Source organism: Thiomicrorhabdus cannonii, from assembly GCF_013391695.1.
Classification (GTDB): Bacteria; Pseudomonadota; Gammaproteobacteria; order Thiomicrospirales; family Thiomicrospiraceae; genus Thiomicrorhabdus; species Thiomicrorhabdus cannonii.
This window is the reverse complement of sequence record NZ_JACBGH010000011.1, coordinates 40,431-63,491: the sequence shown is the minus strand read 5'-3', so window position 1 is coordinate 63,491 and position 23,061 is coordinate 40,431. Positions and strand designations below refer to the sequence as shown.

The window sequence follows — 23,061 nt, the reverse complement described above, 5'->3', positions numbered from 1 at the left end:
AGTAAATTATGAAATTCCAGCGCTCAGATATTGTGCTCTATGGCGTCGCTTTGCTGTCCGCCATTTTGGCCGTCGGTTTGGTTTACGGCTATGTCGAGAACCGGGTGGCCGAGGCGGAGAGCAAGACCGAGGTCAAGACGGTGACGGTGATTGAAAAGCCCGAGCTGCGTTCTGTGGTAGTGGCCAACCGCGATATCTATCGTGGCGAGAAAATAGAAATTGACGACATTAAAGTGCTGATGGTGCCAACCGAGGGTGTGATTGCATCGGGTGTGGTCATGCAGCCCGCTACGGTGGTCGGGCATATCGCCAAACAACCGATTTATGCCGGCGAGTGGCTGCTCGAACAAAAGGTGGGCTTGCAGGAAGAGTCGCAAGGTGCAGTAGAAGCCTTGCTGGAACCCGGTATGCGCGCGCTGCGCATTCCGGTGTCGGCCGAAAGCGGTTTGCTGGGTATGTTGAATCCGGGTGACCATGTGGATGTCATCAGCGTGTTTGAAAGTGCGGACGGCAAACGCATGATTAGCCGCACCATTCTGCAGAACATTGAAGTGCTGTCTATCGGTCAGGTAAACCGTATGGGCAAGGCGGCTAAACAGCAGGAAGAAGATGTTAAGCAGGACCTCAAGCAGGACGAAGCCTTTGTAAAAGCGTCAATGGTGGCGTTGAACGTCAATACGCCGCAGGCCGAGCAGCTGGCACTGGCGATGAATATCGGTGCGATCCATTTGGCGCTGAGAGCGCCGGCCGATGTGGCGCTGGTGGACACCGACGGCGTGAATGTTAAAACCATTGAAAGCGGCAAGGCGCGTCCGCCTAAATTTAAACCTAAAGATGAACGTGAGGTCATTCAAATTATGCAGGGTGACCGTGTACAAGAGGTAATCACACAATGAACCAACTGAATTGGATGCGACAAACCACATTAAAGGCGGCACTGGTGGCTGCATTGGGCATGAGTGTGTTGCCTTGGAATGCACAGGCGGCGTTAGAAAAAGAGTATAACCTCACCGAAACCGATAGCCAGATCATCAAGTTTGACAAGGGGTTAAAACGCGCCTTGATTGCCAATCCCGAGTTGGCATCGGTGAAAGTGTTGAGCAACAACGAGCTATTGTTAACCGGCAAAGGTGCCGGCCGCACTCAGTTGATTGTGACCTATCGCGATACACCGGATATTGATCATCAGGTCGTGTTGAATGTGGCTCCGGATCAATCACGCCGTGAGGAGATTGAGACTACGCTGACCAAGTTGCTGAAAGACCTCAATCCACAAGGCACGGTGGCGTTTGAGCTGAAAAATATCTGGATCAACTCCGAAAGCGCCGTGCGCCGTGAAGTGGATGAGATTGGTACGCAAATCGATAATGACGCCGCGCTGAAAACGAGCAAACGCCAGGACAAAGAGGTGCTGCAGAGCGAAGAAGTGGCGGGTTCCAATCAGGCGCAGCCGCTGGCCGGCAACTATATGGTGTTGTTGAGCGGAGAGGTTTCTAACAAGGCGCAGAAAAAACGTATTCAATCGGTGGTATCGGCGTTAGGTCTGAGTGTCGTTAATATGATTAAAGTGACCGGTCCGCAGCAGGTGAAGCTGTCGGTTCGTGTGGCGGAGGTGGTTAAAGGAAATCCTTTCAGAAGTGGCACTGCATTTCGTGATAAACGCGATTATTTTGGTTTATTTCCCCCGGGGAATTTAGGAACTACGGCTAATTTTTTGTTAAATGTAGATAAGGTGCTTGGCGGTAATTTTCAAGGCAATATGACCGGTGATGTTCATGTTGAGCAGAGAAATGGCAATGGTGATGTGATTTATCGCGCTCAAACTGAAGTCAAGTCTCCGCAGGCGAGTATCGCGTTTCCTCATGCGGATGGATTCCAGATTGGTTTAAATCCCCGTGATTCCGATATTTTTGGGGTGCTGTCGATTTTGGAAGGTAATAACCTGGCTAGGGTGTTGGCTAAGCCAGAATTGATTGTACAGGCCGGCGAAACAGCTGAGTTTTTGGTAGGTGGAGAAGTGCCAATTCCGGTTGCGCAGGATAATAATTCCGTTACGGTTGAGTATAAAGAATTTGGTGTACGCCTGAAGTTTAGTCCTGTGATTACAGAGGATGGGTATATTCAAATGACCGTGGCTCCAGAAATCAGCAATATTGACGAAAGTGCAGGATCTCAGTATGGCAGTGTGATTGTTCCGGGATTCCGCTCTCGTAGAGCTAAGACTACAGTTACATTGGAGGCGGGGCAAAGTTTTGTAATTGGCGGTTTAATTCAGGACAACTTACGTTCATCAGTCAGTAAGATTCCACTTTTGGGGGATATTCCAATATTAGGAGCCTTATTCAGGTCTACCAGTTATGAAAAAGATCAGTCAGAGCTAGCAATTCTAGTAACACCGGAATTTGTTAAACCGATAGACAAAGATGCCAAAGTGTCCTTACCGGGGGAGCGATTGGCTCGTCCTAGTGCTTCGGATGGTTTCTGGTTCGGTAAAGTCGCTGAAATCCTGCCGGAAGGACAAAGCGCGCTGCCTGAATCCTTGGTGAGTGTTGGATTGGAGAAACCCTGATGAGTCAAGTATTGCCCACAGGCTCCATTGCCTTGAAACAGGCGCTCTATTTTGGAGGCGATGAAGACCTCAAAGAAGCGGTACGTGTGGCGATTATGTCCAAATATTCGCTCGAAAGCATGCAGGAGGTGCCGCATATTTGGCCGGACGACATTAGTCTGGTGTTGATTGAGTTCAATCAGAACGGCGATGCCGTGCTGGAACAGGTCAACCAGATACTGACGTTGGCTAAAGGCGTACCGATTTATGTGCTGCTCAAGCATAAAGACGCCGATTTCATTATCGAGGCCAATCATCAGGGGGTGCAGGGTTTTATCGAGTGCCCCAATGAAGTGTTTACGATTCTCTCGATCCTGCATATGCAGGATCGTCGTCGTCAGGGCAAGAACGGCAATGTCTCCTCGTTTTTCAGCCTGAAGGGCGGGGTGGGCAGAACCGCTTTGGCCACCAATATCGCCTCGCATCTGACCGAGTTGACCGAAGGGCGTACCGTGCTGGTGGATTTGAATATGCCGCTGGGCGATACTGCGCTGTACTTGAATATGGAAGGACAGCGTCTCTATTCGTTAACGGACTTTATCTATAACCTCAACCGTTTTGACGAGAACCTGATTTACAAGTCGTTGAGCCGCCATGAATCGGGGCTTTATCTGTTGTCGTTACCGACTGAGGTAAGCGAGCTGGATAACCTGAACGGCGAACTGATTAAAACCATTATTCAGGCGTTGCGCCGTTATTACGACCATGTGGTGATTGACTGCGCCAGTGATTTGTCCGACCTGACGTTAAGCTGCCTGGACGAATCGGACAATATCGTGCTGGTGGCCGAGCCGTCGCTGTCTTCGTTAAGAGCGGTGAATACCGCGATTCAAATTACCCAAAAGTTGGGCTACCTGCGTGAGTCGTTGAAGCTGGTGGTGAATCGCAGTACCAGCCACGATGACGAAATGCTCGATGAAGTGGTGGATGCCTTTAAGGTGGACACGGTGGCGCGGGTTGCCAACGATTACCTCGGCTTTAACAATTCGCTCAAAGAGGGTTTGCTGCTCAAGCAGTTCAAGCCGCAATCGGTGGTGAATCAGCAGCTCAATAATATCGCCAATATGCTGCATAACGGCAGTTTGCGTTTGGATGTGGTGCCTGAAAGCCCGTCAAAAGCCGGTGGGCAGAATCTGCTGAAAACCTGGTTTAAAAAACTCAACAGGCCGGGTAGTGGTTCTAAAAGTGATGTTAAGCCCGGAAATCTAAAAACGGCTGAGGCGGTATCCTGATGAGTATTCGCGATCGTTTGCGTCAAGTGGAACAGCAGCGCCAAATGATAAACGAGGTGGAGAAGGGCAAGGCCGCCGCCAGTAAATCCAATGTGGTGAGTGCCAGGGAAGCGGCGCTCAACGACAATGTGAAATTCCAGAATTCGAGCTTTCTGGAAATCAAAAGCCGCTGCCAGAAGAAAGCCGCCGAGGACGAGGCGTTTTACCGTGCCGACAGCAAGGAAACCCGTCAGGAGTTGCGCCCGCGACTCGAGCAACTGGTGCGCGAAACCGCAGCGGACATGGGTTATCCGTTGTCGGATATCGAAGTGCGTCAACTCGGCCTGGAGTTATTGGACGAGATTTACGGCCTGGGGCCGATTGAGCCGTTGCTGGCCGACCCGACTATTTCGGATATTTTAATCAACGGTTACGATCAAATTTATGTGGAACGTCGCGGCCAGTTGGAGCTGACGGATGTCTCTTTTATCAGTGAGGAGCATCTGCGCAATAAAGTCGATCGCATGCTCTATCACACCGGCCGGCGCGTGGATGAGTCCTCGCCGTTGGTGGATGCGCGTCTGCCGGACGGTTCGCGAATCAACATCATCATCCCACCCTTGGCCGTGGACGGCATCAGCGTTTCCATCCGCCGCTTTCCCGAGCAGCATCTGCGCCCCAAGGATTTGATTGCGTTTGGTTCGATGACCGAGCAGATGTACCAGTTCCTGGACTACGCCGTTAAAGCCGGGCTGAATATGCTGGTGTGCGGCGGGACGGGCTCCGGTAAAACCACCACTTTGAATATGCTGTCCGGTTTGATTCCGGAAAACGAGCGCACCGTCACCATTGAGGACAGTGCGGAGTTGCGTATGCAGCAGGCGCATGTGGTGCGTCTGGAAACACGTCCCCCCAATGCCGAAGGCGTGGGCGAAGTGACGCAGCGTGAACTCTTGAAAAACGCCTTGCGTATGCGCCCCGACCGCATTGTCCTGGGTGAGGTGCGTGGCGGCGAGGTGCTGGATATGTTGCAGGCGATGAACACCGGGCATGACGGCTCGCTGGCGACGTTGCACGCCAACAGTCCGCGCGACTGCATCGCCCGTTTGGAACTGATGGTGAATTTGAGCGGTGTGGATATTCCAGCCGCGTCGATTCGCAAGCAGATTGCCAGTGCCTTGGATCTGATTATTTACGTGAACCGCGGCAAGGATGGCAAACGCCGTGTCGAATCCATTACCGAAGTGGTCGGGGTGGAAGAGGACAATGTGGTGTTGCAGGAGATTTTTGTGTTCGAGCAGCGCTTGGATATGCAGAGCAATACGATGCGCGGCCGCTTCAAGTCAACCGGTTTGCGTCCGGGCTGCGGTAAAAAATGTGAATCGGTGGGTTACCATCTGCCGTCCGACCTGTTTAATTTTGTGCAGGAAGTCAGTTAATGGATTTGGGCTTTTTACTGGTAGCGTTGGCCGTGATGATGCCGTTTGGCTTGCTGGTGGCAGCGCGTTCGCTAAAGGAAAAGCGCCAGCGGCTGGATGCGCTGAACGGTCTGATGAAGCGTGTGGGCTTGATGCAAACCCAGCGCGATCCGCTTGAAGACCCGTTTGCACAGCAAAAAGAGAAGCCCTGGTTTATCTGGGTGAGCGCTAAATTCAAACAGGCCGGTATTCGCCAGCGCAAAGAGGTGGTGCAGCTTTTGGCCGTGCAGGCCATTCTGCTGTTTGTGAGCGTGTTTGTATTGGCAACGCGTTTTAATACCTTGAATGAAAAGCTGGTTTTCCTGTCGATTTTATTGCCGTTGCTGCCCGCCTTGTATCTTGTCATCAAAATCCACAAACGTCAGACGCAGATGCGCAAGGAATTTCCGGAGATGCTGGATTCCATCGTGCGTTCTTTGCATTCCGGCTATGGCATTGATGGCGCCATTGCCGCGGTGGGCGAGGATATGCGCGGCTATCTGGCCCAAGAGATGCGCGAGCTAAACAAACAGCTGACGCTGGGCATCAGTATGCGCGATCTGCTGCGCGAGTTTCAGCGCCGGGTGGATCTGCCGGAAGCGCAGTTTTTTGTCATTACCCTGATTATTCAGCGCGAAACCGGCGGCCAGTTGTCGATGATTTTGACGGAACTGGCCAAATTGATGCGCCGTCGCGAGCATTTTCAGGCCAAGCTGAAAACCTTGACGGCCGAGTCGCGTTTTACCGCCTGGTTTATCGGCGGTGCGCCGGTGCTGTATATCGGTTACAAGTATTTTTTCGATCAAGAATCCATGCAGTTTTTTCTGCATGATCCCACCGGTGTGAAACTGTTTGTGGTGTCGCTGACACTGATTGTGACGGGTGGCTTGATTCTGCAACGTATGCTCAAAATGAGGTTCTGAGGCGATGGATTTGGTTTTGTTGCTGTTGTCTGTGGGCGCCTTGGCGTTTTTTGCCAGTTGGTTGCTTGCGCAAAGAGTGGTCCGCCTGCAAAGTGTGCAGTTGCAAAAAGAGCGCTTGAAAGCCCGCGTGGGCTTGGCGAACGACTATGTAAAGCAGCAACATCATATTTCGGGTTGCTGGTGGTGCTCCTTGGGGCGCGCGTTGGGGCCAAAGAATGCCAAGGAGATCGCCACGCTGCATAAGCAGTTGGTCAGCGCCGGATTCCGCCATGAGCGTTATATTGGAGCCTATTTCTTTATCAAATACAGTGCGCTGCTGATTGTCTTGCTAACGATGCTGGTGGCGTGGAGTTGGATGGGCATGGACCCCGTGTGGATTGCGGTTGCGGGAATCATTGCCCTGCTTGCACCGGAGCGAATTTTAATTGCGATGGGCAAAAATCGCTTGGCTAAAATCAGCGAACATCTGCCCGATTTTTTGGATATGTGCAATATCTGTATGAACGCGGGGTTGAGTTATCTGGTGGCACTTAAACGCGTGGCGCACGAGTTGAAAGAGGTGCACCCTGAAATCTGCTATGAATTTGAATATCTGTTGGATCAAATTCAGTTGGGGGTGCCGCGTATCGAGGCGCTGCGCCAGTTCGCGGAGCGTAATCCCACGCAGGATATTCAGACGCTGGTGCAGGTGCTGATCCAGAACGAAAAGCTGGGCAGTTCCATCAGTGAGGCGATCAGTGGCTTTACGCGTCGCATGTATCAGGGGCGTGAAGAAAAAATGGAAGAAAAAGCGGCCAAAACCTCCGCCAAAATGGCGATTGTGATTATGCCGTTTTTGATGGTGCCGTATCTGATTTTACTGTTGGGAGAAAAAATGGTCATGCTCGGGAGAGGGTTTTAATGAAGTCAGATATGTCTCTACAAACTAGATTTTGGAAAGGATTGCTGATACCCGGCCTGTTGATTTTATTGAGTGCTTGTTCACAAGCGCCCAACAAGCCGCAGATTGATTACAGCAAGTTTTCGCAGTCGCAATCTGCGCCCCTGGCAACCGAGTTGGATGTCAAGGATGAGTATGAGTTTGCGTTGGATCTAGCGAGGCTGCAAGTAGAGCGTAAGCGCTATGCGGCGGCGGAAAATCTGTTGCAAAAATTACGTCGCGAGCGAGATGACGATATCCGGTTATATCGTCTGTTGGGCCAAGTGTATGAAGCGCAAAACAAAACTGAGATGGCCCGTGTAGCTCGGAGTTCGGCTGTTCAGTTAAAAGATAGTAGCCTAGATGATGAGAGCGAGTTAGCGCGCCTCTATTTAATGGAAGGTGATTATGCGGCGGCCGAATCGATATACCAAAATTGGGTTGTGGGCAATGCCAAGTCAACGCAAGTTAGTGGGTTGAATAATTTGGGTTTCAGCCAGTTACTGCAAAAGAGATACGCGCAAGCTGAAGGGTATTTTGAACGTGCATTGGTGATTGATCCACTCAATCGCAAAGCGCGTGACAACCTTAAACTGCTTAATACGCTTAATTGATTGAGTTTAGGTTTTCATAGATAAAGGATTTATCGCTATGTGGTTACAGCGTATGAATTTAAAAAAACAGCGTGGTGCGATGACCCTGTTAGGTGCTATGGCTGTTGTGGTTTCACTGGGTGCGTTTAAAACAATAGTTGATTTTGGTAATGCGAAACTATTGGATCGCAAGTTGGATAACTATGCCAAGTCTGCCGCTTATATGGCATTAAGAACCGAATTGGCGTTGACGACGAATATGTCGGCGGCCGAAAAAGAAGAGGCCAGATCGCAGGTTGATTTGATGTTGAATCAGGTTGGGATGACGTTAGATGAGGACACGGGTAATCTCACGAAACACATCACCTTTGGCAATTTGGATAATAGCGGGCATTTCGTGCCTTTAACCACTAATGAAACGGCGCCAAGAGATGTCGCTGCTGGACAAACGCCGCCTGATTTCAGTGCGGTGGCGATACAGCTTGTAAGTAGTGAACCTTTCAGAGTTGGAGGAGTCCCTGTTTTTACCCCGCAGGGTAAGGCGATTTTGGGGTTGTCTGCAAATGATCAACAGAGCGATTCGGGCTGTTATTGTAAGAATCGATATGAGGCTTGTCTGAATCAGGATTTAGTGGCCTCTGATTTGACAGGCATTCCTACGGTCCAAGCCGAAGCGATAGTTGTTAAAGATTCGGATGCGCGTAAACACTATTGCAACTACGGTTATACCAAAGACAAACCAGGTTCAGTCGAGCAAACGAAATATCCCTATGTCAGGTTTAATGACGCTTGGGTTGGGCGACCACCCACAACAGTGAACTTTTGGATGTTTTATTCGCAAAGTTATGATGGTGAACAATTTGAGCGGATTCTGACGCACAAGCCTGTGGCAGTGGTAAAAGGGGATGATCCTTTAAAGAATACTTCCGGATTTGCCGCAATGTTTAGTAGTATGTTTTGTTTTTTTAATTGCCCGGGCGCAGATTTGCCGGCAAAAGATAATAACCTTGGTGCTTATGAGCGCTCAGATCTCAACTCGTCCATACGTTCGAGCTATATCTGCGAAAAACCTGGTTTTATGATGTTTCCTACGACCTATCCCTCTTGCGACAGTGCAAGCAATTCCAATGATGTTGTCTTGCAAGATAGCGTTTATGTAGGATATCAAGGCACCTGCGTAAATGGAACGGATAAAAATAATGTGGCAATGTCTCGCTGTCTAGCATATAACGATAGCGGAGTGCGTTACGAAAGTTGTTTAGATATTGAAAGAAGGAGTGCAATGCACATGAACTTCTTCCAACGCATGATGGCGTTTTTCTTTGGCCCATTCCTAGATTGGGAGCGTTCTTATGAGGGCTTGGATTGTGAGATGCAACAAATGCGCTATGTCGGTTGGTTGTTTTGGGGCGGTTGGCAAAAAGTTTAATTTAGCAACTCGTTAAATTGTGGACATTAAATGGCGGAATCAGTATAATCCGCCATTCTTACGGAGAGCTGGCTGAGCGGTTGAAGGCGCACGCCTGGAAAGTGTGTATAGGTTAATCCCTATCGGGGGTTCGAATCCCCCGCTCTCCGCCATATTAGAAAAAAGAACCCGTCCCAGACGGGTTTTTTTATGTCCGGAATCCGCGTAAATAGAGGCTTACAGCCCTTTCTCACTTTCACAAGTCATCCCGTCTTAAACCGATCTATTTCTTTACTTGCCGCTTTTTTGTGAGTATAAAAGTGAGTATGTATCTGTGTGAGTACAACAAAAGTGAGTACAAGGTGCTGAATAATACACAAATCAAAAATCTTAAGCCTAAAGACAAGCTGTATCGTGAAACGGATTCGCATGGTTTGGTGCTGGAGGTCAAACCTAATGGCGTGAAGTCTTGGCGTTACCGCTGCCGAATTGATGGCAAAGCGACGATGCTTGCGATTGGAAATTATCCGCAGGTTTCACTGGCGGATGCACGCCGAATTCGTGATGAATTTAAAGAGCAGTTAAAGTCCGGTGTTGATCCAAGACGCCAAACTGAACAGGTGGCGCAGGAGGTTGTCATCAAAACGTTTGGGATGATGTATCGGGAGTGGTACGAACACAACGTTGAGTCGTGGACTGAAAATTATGCCAATGACTTGAATGAGCGTTGCCAAAATCATTTACTGCCATTTCTGGAGGCGCGTGATATTTCAAAAATTACAGCAATGGATATGTTGGAGGTTTTCAAGCGCATTGAAGCCAGGGGCACGCTCAATATGCTGAAGAAGGTGCGTGGTTATGCCAGTCGGGTATTTCGTTATTCGGTAGGGATGGGAGCTTGTCCATTTGATCCCACCCGTGATTTGCCGCAGGATGTTTTCAAGAAAGAAGTGGTTAAGCCGTTTTCGCATATTACTTCCAACGATGAGTTGGCTAGTGTCCTCAAAAAAATTGAAAATTACAATGGAGGTTTTGCCGTCAGAATGGCGCTTAAGCTGGCACCACACGTCTTTTTGCGGCCGAGCGAATTGGTATCGATTAAATGGGATAATGTCGATTTTAACCAAAGGCTGATTCGCATTGAGGCGTCAAAAATGAAAATGAAGCGTGAGCATCTGGTGCCCATCAGTGATTATGTCGAAGGGCTGCTCAAGCAATGCCACGAAGTGAGAACGGATAGCCCGTTTGTTTTTCCAAGTCAAAGATCAAAAACACGATCAATTACGCCGGACAGTTTGCGCGTTGCACTCCGATCAATTGATATTGGCGCGGATGTGTTAACGACGCATGGTTTTAGGCATACCGCCAGTACGTTGCTTAACGAGCAGGGGTGGTCTCCTGATGCCATTGAAAAACAGTTGTCTCATGAAGAGCGCAATAAGATTCGTGGGACTTATAACAAGGCGGAGTATTTGGATGTTAGACGGCAGATGATGGCGAGTTGGTCTGCTTATCTGGCTGATTTAGTTTGAGTGTGTGCTGATAAAGATTTCAAAGTGAGTATAAAAGTCGGCAACCTACCAAAGTTTGATGCGGTAGAAATAATGAGGCAGGCTGTTGCCAGAGAGGTTAGGCGTAAAAAGGCGTTGGGGCAATATATTGTTGTTGCGGAGCGGGGTGTGCCTAGAAAAGTTGACTTTTCGGTTTTGCCAGTGCGCTCGAAAAAGTTGGATATATGTATTGAGCATTGTGAAAAGGAGCTTAAATGATCCCGATTGAGCCTTTGAGTGAAGCCGAATTTGATTGGCTTGACGATATATTGATGAAATACGGCAATGATGATTCTATTTTGGACGTGTCGGAGTTAGACGGTTTTTTTACAGCGATTGTATCCGGGCCCGAGGTGATTCTGCCTAGCCAGTGGTTTCCGGCTTTATGGGGTGGTGAGCATAACCAGCCGGAGTGGGAAAGCGATGCGGAAATGCAGCAGTTTTTTAAGTTCGCGATCCATCACATGAACTTTATTGTTGGTATGCTAATGGAGCAGCCAGAAGATTTCGAAGCACTCTTTAATATTAATCCGTTAAGGAAAGAAACGATCTATATTGTTGAAGAATGGTGTTTTGGTTTTATGCGTGGCGTGGATTTGGGAAATTGGCCTGAATTGCCTGATGAGGTCAATACTTGGCTAGATGCGATTGCATTGCACGGGCGTGAGGAATATTTTGACGTTTTACGTGAGCTTAGCCTTGAAGAACATCAGCAAACAGTCGCCGATATTGAGCCGGCTGTGCGTAAACTCCACGCTTATTGGTTAGAAAAACGCGAACATTTACGCCCGGAACCGATGCGTGTACCGCCAAAAGTGGGACGCAATGAACCGTGCCCCTGTGGTAGCGGCAAAAAATACAAACAGTGCTGTTTGCATTAACTGCTAGCGACTAAAACCGATCGTGCTAACTTCGAATCCGATCCGACTGAGCGAGATAAACGGATTGCTCGCGATGCGCTAAGTCACTGAAGCGACGGCCCGAACTGATCTATAATGGTATGTTTGAAAGGGCAGTTTTGCCCTTTCTTTTCGACGTTCAACCTGCTTCTAGGTTAGAAATTAGTTGGAGTTCAAGCCATGCTTCAACCTCTGCTAAAACCCACCGATTGGCAGTTTTGCCAATTTTTCTCGGTCTTGGAAAAGTTGGATCATAAGACTTGTCTTTAGGATTCAACTTTCTGTAAATGGTGCTTCTGCTTAGTGCGATTTTTTTAATGATGTCCTTAAGCGTCATCAGAATAATTGGCTGTTTTTCCATTTTGGAAACCCTCATCAAAATTAATAGAAAATCCACAGCTGTGTTTTGTTTTAGGCCTGTGTCCTATGATGAGACTTTTTGATACCTGTTAATACGGTCTTACCTCCAGAAAAAAATAGGCGAGGTAAACTTATAAAAAAGGTGTGCCAAAATGGCACGCATTGTTTTGGGGTTTGAGGTGTGGGATAATTCTTATGTGTCAAAATGGCACGTGATTAGAAGGAGTAGTTTATGGGAACCATGAGTTTGCCGCGCATCACTGCAAGAGTTGATTTAGATACGCAAGAATTGCTTAGCAAAGCTGCTGCTCTCAGTGGCGTGACGAGCATTAATTCTTTTGTTCTGAATAGTGCCATTGAAAAAGCCAAGCAAATTATTGAAAGAGAGGAGGTCTTGAAATTATCGGAGCAGGATGCGGCGATGCTGATGACAGTCTTGGATAAGCCAGTACAAGCTAATGAAAAATTGAAATCCGCTTTTGCACGATATGAGGCAACGCAAGTCTGATGCAGACGGTTTTATTATCCAATACCGAACATGACCGGAAGCGTTTTGATTGTGGAGTCGATGCGCTGAATAATTATTTAAAAGTGATTGCCAACCAGCAATCTAAAAGGGATAACACACGGACATTTGTTTTAGAGTGCGAGGCAGATCACTCTCAGATTGTGGGTTTTTATACGCTGACCATGGCAACCATTGATTTGGGTGCTTTGCCAAATAAGCTTCAAACCAAGCATCGACACTCTACTTCGGCTGGTTTAATTGCGAGATTAGCAGTTGATAAGCATTTCAAAGGGCAGGGAGTTGGTGAATGGTTGTTGGTTGATGCCTTGAAAAAACTCTTGTCAGCCAGTGATACCGTTGGTTTTCCGCTAGTAGTTGTGGATGCAAAAGCAGGGGTTGAGGCCTTTTACCAAAAGTACGGTTTTACAGCATTTGCGGATGAACCGAATAAACTATTTATGACTATTGCGGATATTCGGGAAAGTTTTAAATAGGGGGGGAGTTTTGTGTGAAGCCATATTGCGGGCTAAATTGGGTGAAGTTGCAAATGCTCATTGTTCGTTGTGATGGTCGTAATAAAACTTTATATTTGAACCTCTTCAAATAGTTCGTCTAGGGCAAGGAGGGGGGTTGTGTTGTTAGAAGTTTACATACTGTTTTCACTCAATTTTTCGATTTGTAGCAGATTGTTTTGAATTTCTTGATGTTCTATTGAACCAATGTTGCCCGTGGTTACCACTGAGAACTCAATATTTCTTACTAAGCCGTTATGGGTGATGTTAGCTGAACCGATCATGGCTTTAAAAGTATCACCTTTTTCAAAAAAATAGATTTTGGAATGAAGTCTTCTGCCGTTTATTAGTTTATGCTTCACGCCCTTAAGGGCTGCAGCGGCTTTTATGGCGCTCGGTGTTGTATATCCGTCTTCTCCGTTTGAATAGATTGTTATGTCTAATCCTCTATTTTCTATGCCCGAAGAAATAATGTCTGAGATATGACCAAAGCCTCTTCGATCAAAAAAGCTGGTGCAGAGGACACATTTATCAGCCCACTCCAATAGCTCACAAATGGCATGCTTATGGTTTCTACTTTTTGTGTTGCTAACAAATTGCATAGTTTGCACCTGATATTTTGAATAAAGCACAGCTCGTTTGAATGGCATAGGAACCAGCGCCATAACCTAAGTTTGCGTCAAAATTTGACGGCTAGTCTTTGAAGTAAAGCGAGTACATTTTTCTGGCTGTTGTAGCAAATTCTTGTCTTAAACTCTCTGGTTCAAGTACCTCAACGCCGTGACCAAAACTCATTAGCCACCAGCGTAATTGTTGAGAGTTTTTTACCGTTGCGTCAACAAATATGCCATCTTCAGTTCTTGTAATGTTTTGATCTGTCGATAGCTTACTTTCACTCAAATGCGTTGCAATCACCCTGTTGATTTTGAGTTTTAAATCGATAAATTGTTCGCCATCTACCAAATACTCAAAATGACCAGCGTGAATGTAGTTGTTTAGATTAAAGCTGTCCTGCTTGAGCATGTCGGATTCAAGTTGTTCGGCGCTGATGAATCGGTGCAATGCGAATTGCTTGATATCTTGATATTCCCATAGTGAACCCACGAGATAAATGATTTTATCGACGATCACAATGCCGTGTGGATTGATGATGTAATCACGCGGTTCCTCATTCCTGGGTTGGTAATGAGCCTTGATTTGTTTTTCTAGTAACAGGGCTTGGTAGGTTTCTGCCAATACCACCGGATCAATCGCAGGGCTAAGAAGAGGCTGACTTCTGGATAAAAGGGCGACCTTATCATTCCAACCACTTAAGTGGTTATGGGTGAGATTGTTGAGAACATTATCACTGTGTCTGAAATAGCCATCCAAGTCTCCCAATGTGCTCGGAGGCATGAACTTCTCTAAAAACAATTTCACCATTCGGAAACTCAGTGCTACGGCCGGCTCCATTTCGGGCAGTTCGAGTTTTTCCGCATCCTTCCGCCAGTACCAGCCCGGGATATCCTTATTACCATCATTTTCGATAGCAAACAGTTTTGAAAGTGAATTCAGATCGCGTTGCAACGAGCGTTTATCAATATCAAAACCTTGGCCGGTTAGTTTGTCGTAAAGGTGAGAAACACTAATCCGCGCTGGTGCAGTGGGTAAGAATCTTAGTGTTTGAATTCTACGGAAACAAGCGTCATTCATTGGGATTATGTCCATAAGTTTTGTGTCACTGTAAGAGTATTCAGGCACTTAAACAAGTCTTTTTTCAATGGGTGCGACAACTAGTGTCGCTACCAGTTCATTGTCATCTTAAATTTTGTCTCACTTGAATGTACATTGTATTTAAGTCAATTAGCTGGGGAGACGGGCGTGTTTGAAGCAGATTTGTGTTCTAACGAATTTTTACTATCAGATGATCATGAGAGCCTTTATGCACTTTGGACTGCAAGGATGTGTGGTTATAAGCATTTTTATTCAAAGCTGCTGTCGTCAAAGTTGCGTCGTATTGCCCCCTCTGATTTGGCTGAGATTATGCAGTTAGAGATTGATGAGTCAGATCCGGCTGTTTTGACAAAATTGATGATACAAGCACAGAAGCTTGAACAAAAATTGTCAATTCTTAACCCTGGATTCAACGGTGTCATCGCAATCAACTTAAAAAAATTAAAAAGCACGCTTGGGCTCTCAAAGATGGATGCGTTGTTGCTCGGTTTCTTTGTGCTAGTTAAATCCAATGATGATTTTGAGGATGTGGTTGACAGTATTGGGGAGATAACATTTCAGCAGCTTGTCGAAGTACTAAGTGTCGTATTGGGTGAGTCCAAAAAAGATATTAGTCAATCGTTGGATGGCAAATCGATATTGGCTCAATCGGGATTGTTGAAAGTGGATATGCGTCACTCAAACAATCTAAGTTCCAAGGTGGATTTGCTCGCAGGTTTAGAGGATGTCTTAACCATTGAGTCTGGCAATCCGATTGAACTTCTTAGCCGATATTTTTATCCCAGCACAGCGCCATCATTATCACTTGAGAATTACCCCCATCTTGCGGAAGAAACTGAGCGGGTAATGCGTTATTTAAGTCACCAGCGTAAACGTAAGGGTGCCAACATCCTGGTATACGGTCCGCCTGGCACGGGAAAAACAGAGTGGGTCAAGGCGATTGCAAAGACGCTCAAGTTTCCCTTGTACGAAATTACCAGTGAAGATAAGGATGGGGACGTACTACTAGACGGTAGACGAGTTGAGATTTATAAGTTGGCACAACACGCTTTACAAAAAAGAGCTAAAAGCCTGGTGATGTTTGATGAGGTGGAGGATGTATTCCCGCATAGCATTTCATTGTTTATGGAGAGAAAAAGCCAAAGTGGCAATAAAGGCTGGATTAACAAAGTGTTGGAAGAAAATCCTGTACCCGCTTTTTGGATCAGTAATTCAATCAGACAGATTGATTCAGCCTATATTCGCCGGTTCGATTTGGTGATTGAAATTGATACGCCGCCCAGAAGCGTGCGATGCGAGATTATCCAAAATGCCTTGCAAGGCGTGGATGTCAGTCAAGGATGGATACATCAACTGGCTGATCATAAGCAGTTGGTGCCAGCTGTAATTAGTCGTGCAGCAAAAGTGGTGCAGACCATAGCCAAACCAGACGAACCTCAAGAGTCTATCCAAAACCATATGCTTACGCTAATTAATGCAACGCTAGAAGCGCAAGGACACTCGTCTTTGGAATTGAAAAACCTAAAAACCGGTTTAGGTTATTCGCTCGATTACGTGAATACTGATGTCGATATTGAACAACTTGTAAAGGGGATGCAGTACTCGCAGCGAGGTCGCTTCTGTCTTTATGGTTTGCCGGGAACCGGTAAGACGGCCTTTGGCAATTTCCTGGCTAAGGCGTTAGATAGACCGCTGTTGATTAAGCGCGCTTCTGACCTGCTATCTCCGTATGTGGGTGTGGCTGAACAGAATATTGCGCGTGCATTCAAGGAGGCTAAAAGAGAAGGAGCAGTTCTGCAAATTGATGAAGCGGACAGCTTTTTGCAATCCCGTGAAAACGCTGTGCGAAGTTGGGAAGTCACGCAGGTCAATGAATTGCTCACGCAGATGGAAAGTTTTGAAGGGGTGTTTATCGCGTCCACTAACCTGATGAAGAACATCGATCAAGCGGCCCTACGGCGCTTTGACTTCAAGCTTGAATTCAAGCCCCTAAAAACCGAACAGGCCTGGTCAATGATTGAAGAGATCTTCCGTCAATACGAAATCCATCAGTACGATCGAGACAGTATATGGGAGACGCTAAAAAGCATGAAAGTGCTTACTCCTGGCGATTTTTCAGCTGTGATGAGGAAGCTGAGTATCGGCGGGATATTACCTGAACCAGGCACGCTGCTTTCTGCATTGGAGCAGGAGTGTCAGTTTAAGCCCGGTTATGTCAAAAGAACCGGAATTGGTTTTATGAGTGAATTGTCGCATTAAGGATAGCAAGCATGATCGTACAAAGTTTTGAAGAAAGAACTCGAAGTGTGATGGCGTTCAATGAACGGCAGATGAAAATAAAAAGGGATCGTTCTTATGTGCCTTTGGTGATAGAGGAAACGATCGACACAACAACCTTTGAGTGGTTGTTGCATTGTCTGGCGTTACATTATGTCAACCAGCCTACCGCAAAGGAAAGAAAGTCAGGATTGGAAATCTTAAAACAAAAGAATCCAGTGCTGTATGAAAAAATTGTTCCATTGATTGGAAGGATTGAAACGGAGCATTTTGGCTATTCGCAGAGCGTTGTTTAGCTGCAATCCATATGAAGATGCGACAAGTAATGTCGCCAGTGAAATTTTGGCTAATAAATACGTGGTAATATGTAATGGTTGCATTAAACTTGGGCGAGGTTTTAAGAATGAATAATCAAAATGATCCAGTACGTTTTATTTTTTCAGGCCTGACTGATCGAGAAAAGAAAGTGATAGCCTGTCGCTATGGTATTGGCGGTGCCAGCAGTATGACCTTGGAAGAAGTCGGCCAAATGTTCGATGTGACGCGTGAACGTATCCGACAAATCGAATCAAAGGCATTAAGTAAGATGCGAAATAGGGCAAGGTTAGCTGGCGTGAGTTTGTCAGACTTTATTTGAAATTCGAAAGGAAGGGGTTTGAAAACACCAAACATATTTAACTATGCAACCAGTGAATTGTCTCAGGATGCTTTCATATGCTGGCTTTTGGCGTGGAGTGATCCAACCCATGCGAATGAGGATAAGGACTTACATCTGGTTGCAAATCATTTTGTCAAATCGTTGTTTGAGAAACATCAAATAGAGTTGGATGCGGTTGAAACCATTAAGATCAAGCCGCAAGACCAATACATTGATGTAGGCGCCATTGTTAATGACCAATATTATCTGTTAATCGAAGATAAAACGGTTACCCGAAACCACTCCAATCAGCTTAACAAGTATTATCAATATGCGTTCAAAAAATATGTAGACACAGGAAAACTCAAAAACATTATTCCTATCTACCTTAAAACACATGATCAATGCGATATGGATTATGTTCGAGAACATAACGGATTTGAGCCTTATTTAAGAAAAGACTTCTTAGGTGTGTTGAATGGGTATGGTGGTAACAATTGCATCATGCTGGCATTTAAAAGTTATTTGCAGTCGATTGAGGACAATGTTAATGCCTTTTCGACACGCCCACTTGTTGCTTGGCGAGCAGAACAATGGATTGGCTTTTTTCAGGCGTTAAAAAATGAATTTCCAGCAGGACAATGGAAGTATGTCCCAAATCCATCCGGTGGTTTTTATGGTTTCTGGTGGGCAGAGCGTAAGACAGATGAGCCTTGTCCGATAAAACTCCAAGTAGAGGGAACGGCCGCTAAAAAACAGCAACCTTCGATTGGAAAACTTTGCTTCAAAATTAAAGCTATTGAAGACACGCTAAGAAAAAAACTCCGCTCACAGTGGCGTCATGAACTCGAGAGAAAATTTGAAAATAGTGGATTCTCGGTGGTGAAGCCTCAACGGTTCGGTAATGGAAAATTTATGACTGCAGCCATTCTTCAAGATGACTTTAGGGTGGCTAAGCCGGATGGAACACTGGATTTTGATGCCACTGTCGCAAGCTTAAAGAAAATTGAAGAAATCTATGCTCTCTAAATCCCAGTATGTACGTGGTTTGCAATGTCATAAATCTTTATGGTTTATCAAGAATAAACCGGAATTGCGCCAAATCGCGTCTGAAGACATGGCCTTTATTGATACAGGGTATAGCGTAGGTGATCTAGCCTGTAACTTATTCCCGGGGGGTATTGGGATTGAGTTTGATAAGGAAGATTTTCAGGGAATGGTCAGTAAAACGGCCGAGTTGATTGAAAGTGGCGCAGATGTCATTTATGAGGCTACTTTTAAGGAAAATGGCATATTTGCCATGGCCGACATTTTGGTCAGAAATGGGGCTACTTGGAATATCTACGAGGTTAAAGCGTCAACTAAAGTAAAAGAATACCATCTGAATGATGTAGCCGTGCAATGGTATGCCATTTCAAATGCAATTAATGTAAGCAAGGCTCATATTATTCATTTGAATAAGCGCTACGCGCGACAAGGCGAGCTAGATGTTAATGAACTGTTTCATATCGAGGATATCACCGAGGATGTCCTAAAGCGTCAGGCAGAAATTCCTCAAAGAATTGACTACATGGAGCAGATGCTCAAGTCTGAGGAACCAACTGCAAAAATAGGTGTCCATTGCAACGATCCTTTTGCATGCGATTTCAAAAAACAGTGCTGGCAAGACGTACCAACTCACTCTGTTTTTAAACTCTACAGGCTGGATAAAGAGAAACAATTTGAATGGTATCACCAAGGCATCAGAACCTATGAAGATGCTATCGACAAAAAACGTTTAAATCGTATTCAAACCATTCAGGTTCAGACCGTACAAACAGGGCTGCCTATTGTAAATAAAGAGGTCATAGACGGTTTTATACAAGGACTCAGCTACCCGCTTTATTTTTTCGATTTCGAAACTTTTATGGAAGCCATTCCGCGTTTTGATGGTCAAAAGCCATATATGCAAATGCCTTTTCAATATTCGCTTCATGTCCTGCATGAAAACGGAGAGTTGGAACACTATGAATATTTAGGGGATGAAAATAGTGATCCAAGGCGTGAGCTTGTTATCCGAATGCTAAATGAGCTCGGTACGGAAGGAAGCATCATCGCTTATTATCAAAATTTTGAAATTAGTCGTATCGAAGAATTGGCAAGAGATTTTCCAGAGTATGCCGAGGATCTGCTGGCTTTAATTCCGCGCTTTTCTGATTTGATTGTACCTTTCCGCAAGTTGGGATATTACCATCCTAATTTTCATGGCAGTTTTTCTATTAAATCCGTGCTGCCATCAATGTTTCCTAATGATCCTGAGTTGGACTACAAGAAACTCGCTATCCAACACGGGGGCATGGCGATGGACACTTTTGCAAATCTTCATCGTTTGCAAGACCCAACTAAACGAGAGCTGATTAGGCAAGATCTCTTAGCTTATTGTCATTTGGATACTTTGGCGATGGTAAGGATTTATCAAAAGCTCTTGGATCTGATAAAAGTCGCTTGATTGTTTTTGAAAGTAGTTCTCAAACGAAAAATGAATGTTAATAGGCGGCGTGATCGCTTATTCAAGAGGTTGTGTATATGGATTTGATGCAGGAAATTAAGGAGTTGCTTTCTAACATTGAAGTTGGCGGAAATCTCAATCAGCCATCTTACGAGTTAGAGAGATGTTTTGAGCAGGTCTTAACCGAAAATGAAGATCGTTCTGCATTTATTGATGATAAAGATATCGCGTTATATGGGTTATCTAACCGTTTGGTTCGCTTAGAGAACATATGTTTTGATTTAAGAGCCGACAAAGAAGTAGTTATGGCTGCCGTTTCCAAACATGGTGGCGCGCTTGAATATGCATCTGAAGCGTTACGAGCTGATAGGGAAGTGGTCATGGCCGCGGTTTCCAATTGGGGTAGAGCGCTTGAGTATGCGTCCCAGGAATTAAGGTCGGATAAAGCAGTATCTCTCCAAGCAATATCGGCGTATGAGAGTGCATTAAGTTTAGTGGATGAGGCGTTATATCTCGATAGGGATTTTATATCGCAGGCCGTATTTTGTAATGGTCTTGCACTTGAATACGTAAGTAGTGAGATGGCAGATGATAAAGAGATTGTGCTCACGGCGGTCACCGATACTGGCTGGGCTTTGGAGTATGCATCCAAAAGACTTCAGGCTGATAAAGAGGTTGTGTTAACGGCTCTTCTCAACCAAGAGCCATTGGCTATTGTGTCTGATGAAGAAGAAGCGAAAACAGAATTTGGTTTTATGTATCAAGATCCCTTTTTGATTACTCGTAAGCATGAATATTATGCGCCACTTGGTGAGGAGAGGGATTATTTGGTGTGGTCTGAAGGAGTTGAAGAAAGCATCCTTAGTTTTGCATCAGGTGATTTAAGAGCAGACAGAGAGGTTGTTTTGGCATCGGTCAAGCTAGATGGTTCGTCGCTCAAGTTTGTGAGTGAGGCTCTTAAAGGAGATAAAGAGATTGTTACGGAGGCTGTAAGCCAATTTGGTGGGGCATTAATGCATGCTGTTGCGAAGTTCAAAGCCGACAAAAGTTTGGTTATGAAAGCTGTGATGCAAAACCCTTGGGCTTTAAAGCATGCCGCAAATGAGTTAAAGACGGATAAGGATTTTGTACTGGAAATTATAGAACGTACAGGTGTATCCGATAACTGGATGAGATCTCATATACCTGCAGATATTTTGAAAGACGTTGATATTTTAAAAGCGTTGGATAAAGAGCAGGGATTCAGCGGTTAAGTGGAAGGTCTATCCACGGTTTTCGTGCTTGTGATTTGTATGCTATCGCTTGTTTTAATCGGAAATATTTTCAAAGTCCAAACATGTTTGGCCATCAGATTTTCGTGTGAAGTTGTACGGTTCAAGAGGCGGAATTGCCCTTTCGCTGATAGTTATCTTTGGATCCAAAACATCCATGGATTTTTCTTCAAAATAGATGCCATAGTACCCCTCAACTAATAGGTAGTATGCGTGATTATCCGTTAGGTACCGGTGCCAATCTTCAGCTTCTTTTTGTGTGTTGAAGAAATTTCTGAAGTGTGCTGAAAAGTCACCATCACAATGGAAAACTGTTAAGGTGCCCGATACTTCATATCCCGTGATGTGCCATATTTCAGGTTCCTCTTGTTCACAACGCTTTGAGATAAATATCTCATCGAGCGTATCAAGCCTGGCAATAACTTTGATCTGTGCATAGTAGTCAGAAAAGTTGGTGCAGAAATATTCAACGTCATCAATTGGCATTTCCTTGGATAAATATTTTTGTGAAATCAAGGCAGTATCCCATCTATAAGTTAATTTTCTTTCGTAATTTTAGTGAAATTAGGGAGTATTCCAAGTGTATTTAGTGAAGACTACGACAGTAAGTGTCGCAATTCACGCTTTGCTTCCCTATGTCCATGTTTCATTTTTGCCTACAATGAAATCATTAGATAACGTCATTGCTGGCGATCGGTCAGCTCCACAAAACGAGGAGTTAAATTATGACTTCGAAAGAAACGACCATTTGGCTTAGAAAATGGTTTTGGCGTATTGTCCTTGGATATGCTCTTATCAACATTCTGACCGTAGCATGGGTTATTTATCTCTCTATGGATTAGTTTATCGTCAGTTTTACGCTGTTTTTAATATCGTTTACGATATGCTCTGGGCCAATTTGAAATAGCAGCATTTCGATATTGAATGGTCTTTTGTCCCCATATACTTCATGAGAAAGTTGTTTCAGAAGGTCACAGTAGGAATGGTAGGCATCTTTATGTGACTCGTACTCAAATGGTTGTCCTGATAGCCTAAAAATAGTTCCTTGATCAAATTTAGACATTTCACTGTTTCTGCCAGCGGGTTGTGGAAAGAGTTTCAACTCCGGAGAATACCTGAACAATAGCCAGTTTAGGGCATATACAGCCCTGGAGTCATATATGGCAAAATTCATGGGGTCTTTGAATGACGCGATTTTGGATAGCGATGAAATTAAATCAAAGCTTGTACGTGTTAGTTTCCCTGATTGCAGCCGTTTATTAAATTCTAATATTTTGCTGTCATTATTCGGTGTTCGTTTAAAGGAACGGATCTTTCCCCATTCGTTGATTATCCAATAATGGTTATCAAGGTTTGTGTCATGATCTAAGAGTGGCGCAAAATTCTCTTTAAGAAATACATTCTGTTCAAATTCGCTCATGCCCTCAGGGATTAATAGGGGACAGTTTTTATCTATACCCCATGTGTACCCTTCTAAAGGGTAGATCTTAGAAAGTATTTTGAGTTGGTTTAACAGTTCAGTCATCAGCATGTAACTCCTGAAAAATTGTTAATGAGAGTATCCATTCTAGGATGCAATATCCCTGAATTGTGGTTTTCGATGAAATGATACGTGCATTGGGGCGTTATTGTCATCACAGTTTAAATTTAACGCGACATTTAATGTCGCAGTTTTTACTTTGTCTACTACATTCATGTCGTATTTATTTCTAAAATGAATCAATAGA

General features: G+C 45.2%; 24 protein-coding genes and 1 tRNA gene. 20 read left to right on the top strand and 5 right to left on the bottom strand.

Annotation, left to right across the window (positions count from 1 at the left end):
• Positions 1 to 8: 8 nt before the first annotated feature.
• The 12 genes from cpaB (at position 9) to HZ297_RS10415 (ending at position 11,550) form a co-directional block, all read left to right on the top strand.
• On the top strand, positions 9 to 896 hold the full coding sequence (gene cpaB / locus HZ297_RS10470) for a Flp pilus assembly protein CpaB (protein WP_178863529.1): 888 nt from the start codon (positions 9 to 11) through the stop codon (positions 894 to 896).
• On the top strand, positions 893 to 2,569 hold the full coding sequence (locus HZ297_RS10465; RefSeq protein WP_246261913.1) for a type II and III secretion system protein family protein: 1,677 nt from the start codon (positions 893 to 895) through the stop codon (positions 2,567 to 2,569). The genes cpaB and HZ297_RS10465 overlap by 4 nt, the downstream gene beginning before the upstream one ends.
• Positions 2,569 to 3,840, top strand: a complete 1,272-nt coding sequence (locus tag HZ297_RS10460; protein WP_178863527.1) for a CpaE/TadZ family protein — start codon at positions 2,569 to 2,571, stop codon at positions 3,838 to 3,840. Before HZ297_RS10465 ends, HZ297_RS10460 begins: the two co-directional genes overlap by 1 nt.
• Positions 3,840 to 5,258 (top strand): TadA family conjugal transfer-associated ATPase, encoded by a 1,419-nt coding sequence (locus HZ297_RS10455; RefSeq protein ID WP_178863525.1) that lies wholly within the window; start codon positions 3,840 to 3,842, stop codon positions 5,256 to 5,258. Before HZ297_RS10460 ends, HZ297_RS10455 begins: the two co-directional genes overlap by 1 nt.
• Positions 5,258 to 6,199 (top strand): type II secretion system F family protein, encoded by a 942-nt coding sequence (locus HZ297_RS10450; protein WP_178863523.1) that lies wholly within the window; start codon positions 5,258 to 5,260, stop codon positions 6,197 to 6,199. The genes HZ297_RS10455 and HZ297_RS10450 overlap by 1 nt, the downstream gene beginning before the upstream one ends.
• A gap of 4 nt (positions 6,200 to 6,203) precedes the next feature.
• The gene (locus HZ297_RS10445; protein WP_178863521.1) at positions 6,204 to 7,100 is read left to right on the top strand and encodes a type II secretion system F family protein; all 897 of its coding nucleotides are present in this window, start codon (positions 6,204 to 6,206) and stop codon (positions 7,098 to 7,100) included.
• The gene (locus HZ297_RS10440) at positions 7,100 to 7,732 is read left to right on the top strand and encodes a tetratricopeptide repeat protein (RefSeq protein WP_178863519.1); all 633 of its coding nucleotides are present in this window, start codon (positions 7,100 to 7,102) and stop codon (positions 7,730 to 7,732) included. The genes HZ297_RS10445 and HZ297_RS10440 overlap by 1 nt, the downstream gene beginning before the upstream one ends.
• A 37-nt stretch (positions 7,733 to 7,769) precedes the next feature.
• Positions 7,770 to 9,140 (top strand): hypothetical protein, encoded by a 1,371-nt coding sequence (locus HZ297_RS10435; protein WP_178863518.1) that lies wholly within the window; start codon positions 7,770 to 7,772, stop codon positions 9,138 to 9,140.
• A gap of 62 nt (positions 9,141 to 9,202) precedes the next feature.
• Positions 9,203 to 9,292, top strand: a tRNA-Ser gene (locus HZ297_RS10430).
• 153 nt (positions 9,293 to 9,445) lie between these two features.
• A complete protein-coding gene (locus tag HZ297_RS10425) occupies positions 9,446 to 10,651 on the top strand; it encodes a tyrosine-type recombinase/integrase (RefSeq protein ID WP_246261917.1) in 1,206 nt (401 codons plus the stop codon).
• 24 nt (positions 10,652 to 10,675) lie between these two features.
• Positions 10,676 to 10,888: a hypothetical protein gene (locus tag HZ297_RS10420; protein WP_178863514.1), complete on the top strand. Its 213-nt coding sequence runs from the start codon at positions 10,676 to 10,678 to the stop codon at positions 10,886 to 10,888.
• Entirely contained in the window at positions 10,885 to 11,550 is a 666-nt protein-coding gene (locus tag HZ297_RS10415; protein WP_218644615.1) for a YecA/YgfB family protein, read from the top strand. The genes HZ297_RS10420 and HZ297_RS10415 overlap by 4 nt, the downstream gene beginning before the upstream one ends.
• Positions 11,551 to 11,707: 157 nt before the next feature.
• Here HZ297_RS10415 and HZ297_RS10410 read toward each other — a convergent pair whose 3' ends face one another.
• Complete coding sequence (locus tag HZ297_RS10410; RefSeq protein ID WP_178863512.1) at positions 11,708 to 11,929, bottom strand: helix-turn-helix transcriptional regulator; 222 nt, start codon at positions 11,927 to 11,929, stop codon at positions 11,708 to 11,710.
• A 231-nt stretch (positions 11,930 to 12,160) separates the two neighbouring features.
• Here HZ297_RS10410 and HZ297_RS10405 point away from each other — a divergent pair, with 231 nt between their 5' ends.
• Positions 12,161 to 12,436 carry a type II toxin-antitoxin system TacA family antitoxin gene (locus tag HZ297_RS10405; protein WP_178863510.1) on the top strand — a complete coding sequence of 92 codons (276 nt, stop codon included), beginning with the start codon at positions 12,161 to 12,163 and terminating at the stop codon, positions 12,434 to 12,436.
• Positions 12,436 to 12,930, top strand: coding sequence for a GNAT family N-acetyltransferase (locus HZ297_RS10400; RefSeq protein ID WP_439333574.1), 495 nt, complete (start codon positions 12,436 to 12,438; stop codon positions 12,928 to 12,930). The genes HZ297_RS10405 and HZ297_RS10400 overlap by 1 nt, the downstream gene beginning before the upstream one ends.
• A 152-nt stretch (positions 12,931 to 13,082) precedes the next feature.
• Here HZ297_RS10400 and HZ297_RS10395 read toward each other — a convergent pair whose 3' ends face one another.
• Together HZ297_RS10395 and HZ297_RS10390 are read right to left on the bottom strand one after the other, a co-directional pair.
• Positions 13,083 to 13,613, bottom strand: a complete 531-nt coding sequence (locus HZ297_RS10395; RefSeq protein ID WP_178863508.1) for a restriction endonuclease PLD domain-containing protein — start codon at positions 13,611 to 13,613, stop codon at positions 13,083 to 13,085.
• Positions 13,614 to 13,641: 28 nt separating this feature from the next.
• Positions 13,642 to 14,640 (bottom strand): helix-turn-helix transcriptional regulator, encoded by a 999-nt coding sequence (locus HZ297_RS10390; protein WP_178863506.1) that lies wholly within the window; start codon positions 14,638 to 14,640, stop codon positions 13,642 to 13,644.
• Positions 14,641 to 14,808: 168 nt separating this feature from the next.
• On the opposite strand from HZ297_RS10390, the gene HZ297_RS10385 reads away from it, so the two are divergent.
• The 6 genes from HZ297_RS10385 to HZ297_RS10360 all read left to right on the top strand — a co-directional run bounded on the left by HZ297_RS10385 (position 14,809) and on the right by HZ297_RS10360 (position 21,316).
• Positions 14,809 to 16,920, top strand: a complete 2,112-nt coding sequence (locus HZ297_RS10385; protein WP_178863504.1) for an AAA family ATPase — start codon at positions 14,809 to 14,811, stop codon at positions 16,918 to 16,920.
• Positions 16,921 to 16,931: 11 nt separating this feature from the next.
• Positions 16,932 to 17,234: a hypothetical protein gene (locus HZ297_RS10380; protein WP_178863502.1), complete on the top strand. Its 303-nt coding sequence runs from the start codon at positions 16,932 to 16,934 to the stop codon at positions 17,232 to 17,234.
• Between the two features lie 74 nt (positions 17,235 to 17,308).
• Complete coding sequence (locus tag HZ297_RS10375) at positions 17,309 to 17,575, top strand: sigma factor-like helix-turn-helix DNA-binding protein (protein WP_178863500.1); 267 nt, start codon at positions 17,309 to 17,311, stop codon at positions 17,573 to 17,575.
• A gap of 18 nt (positions 17,576 to 17,593) precedes the next feature.
• Positions 17,594 to 18,604, top strand: coding sequence for a PD-(D/E)XK nuclease family protein (locus tag HZ297_RS10370; RefSeq protein ID WP_178863498.1), 1,011 nt, complete (start codon positions 17,594 to 17,596; stop codon positions 18,602 to 18,604).
• Positions 18,594 to 20,063: a DUF2779 domain-containing protein gene (locus HZ297_RS10365; RefSeq protein ID WP_178863496.1), complete on the top strand. Its 1,470-nt coding sequence runs from the start codon at positions 18,594 to 18,596 to the stop codon at positions 20,061 to 20,063. The genes HZ297_RS10370 and HZ297_RS10365 overlap by 11 nt, the downstream gene beginning before the upstream one ends.
• 77 nt (positions 20,064 to 20,140) lie before the next feature.
• Positions 20,141 to 21,316: a DUF4116 domain-containing protein gene (locus HZ297_RS10360; RefSeq protein WP_178863495.1), complete on the top strand. Its 1,176-nt coding sequence runs from the start codon at positions 20,141 to 20,143 to the stop codon at positions 21,314 to 21,316.
• Positions 21,317 to 21,370: 54 nt separating this feature from the next.
• Here the strand turns inward: HZ297_RS10360 and HZ297_RS10355 are convergent, their stop codons facing one another.
• On the bottom strand, positions 21,371 to 21,850 hold the full coding sequence (locus HZ297_RS10355; protein WP_178863494.1) for a hypothetical protein: 480 nt from the start codon (positions 21,848 to 21,850) through the stop codon (positions 21,371 to 21,373).
• Positions 21,851 to 22,172: 322 nt separating this feature from the next.
• Entirely contained in the window at positions 22,173 to 22,859 is a 687-nt protein-coding gene (locus tag HZ297_RS10350; protein ID WP_178863493.1) for a hypothetical protein, read from the bottom strand.
• Positions 22,860 to 23,061 lie beyond the last annotated feature (202 nt).

Coding starts and splice junctions, on each gene's coding strand:
- cpaB (WP_178863529.1), top strand. CDS start 9: ATGAAATTCCAGCGCTCAGATATTGTGCTCTATGGCGTCGCTTTGCTG.
- HZ297_RS10465 (WP_246261913.1), top strand. CDS start 893: ATGAACCAACTGAATTGGATGCGACAAACCACATTAAAGGCGGCACTG.
- HZ297_RS10460 (WP_178863527.1), top strand. CDS start 2,569: ATGAGTCAAGTATTGCCCACAGGCTCCATTGCCTTGAAACAGGCGCTC.
- HZ297_RS10455 (WP_178863525.1), top strand. CDS start 3,840: ATGAGTATTCGCGATCGTTTGCGTCAAGTGGAACAGCAGCGCCAAATG.
- HZ297_RS10450 (WP_178863523.1), top strand. CDS start 5,258: ATGGATTTGGGCTTTTTACTGGTAGCGTTGGCCGTGATGATGCCGTTT.
- HZ297_RS10445 (WP_178863521.1), top strand. CDS start 6,204: ATGGATTTGGTTTTGTTGCTGTTGTCTGTGGGCGCCTTGGCGTTTTTT.
- HZ297_RS10440 (WP_178863519.1), top strand. CDS start 7,100: ATGAAGTCAGATATGTCTCTACAAACTAGATTTTGGAAAGGATTGCTG.
- HZ297_RS10435 (WP_178863518.1), top strand. CDS start 7,770: ATGTGGTTACAGCGTATGAATTTAAAAAAACAGCGTGGTGCGATGACC.
- HZ297_RS10425 (WP_246261917.1), top strand. CDS start 9,446: ATGTATCTGTGTGAGTACAACAAAAGTGAGTACAAGGTGCTGAATAAT.
- HZ297_RS10415 (WP_218644615.1), top strand. CDS start 10,885: ATGATCCCGATTGAGCCTTTGAGTGAAGCCGAATTTGATTGGCTTGAC.
- HZ297_RS10410 (WP_178863512.1), bottom strand. CDS start 11,929: ATGGAAAAACAGCCAATTATTCTGATGACGCTTAAGGACATCATTAAA.
- HZ297_RS10405 (WP_178863510.1), top strand. CDS start 12,161: ATGGGAACCATGAGTTTGCCGCGCATCACTGCAAGAGTTGATTTAGAT.
- HZ297_RS10400 (WP_439333574.1), top strand. CDS start 12,436: ATGCAGACGGTTTTATTATCCAATACCGAACATGACCGGAAGCGTTTT.
- HZ297_RS10395 (WP_178863508.1), bottom strand. CDS start 13,613: ATGGCGCTGGTTCCTATGCCATTCAAACGAGCTGTGCTTTATTCAAAA.
- HZ297_RS10390 (WP_178863506.1), bottom strand. CDS start 14,640: ATGAATGACGCTTGTTTCCGTAGAATTCAAACACTAAGATTCTTACCC.
- HZ297_RS10380 (WP_178863502.1), top strand. CDS start 16,932: ATGATCGTACAAAGTTTTGAAGAAAGAACTCGAAGTGTGATGGCGTTC.
- HZ297_RS10375 (WP_178863500.1), top strand. CDS start 17,309: ATGGTTGCATTAAACTTGGGCGAGGTTTTAAGAATGAATAATCAAAAT.
- HZ297_RS10365 (WP_178863496.1), top strand. CDS start 18,594: ATGCTCTCTAAATCCCAGTATGTACGTGGTTTGCAATGTCATAAATCT.
- HZ297_RS10360 (WP_178863495.1), top strand. CDS start 20,141: ATGGATTTGATGCAGGAAATTAAGGAGTTGCTTTCTAACATTGAAGTT.
- HZ297_RS10350 (WP_178863493.1), bottom strand. CDS start 22,859: ATGACTGAACTGTTAAACCAACTCAAAATACTTTCTAAGATCTACCCT.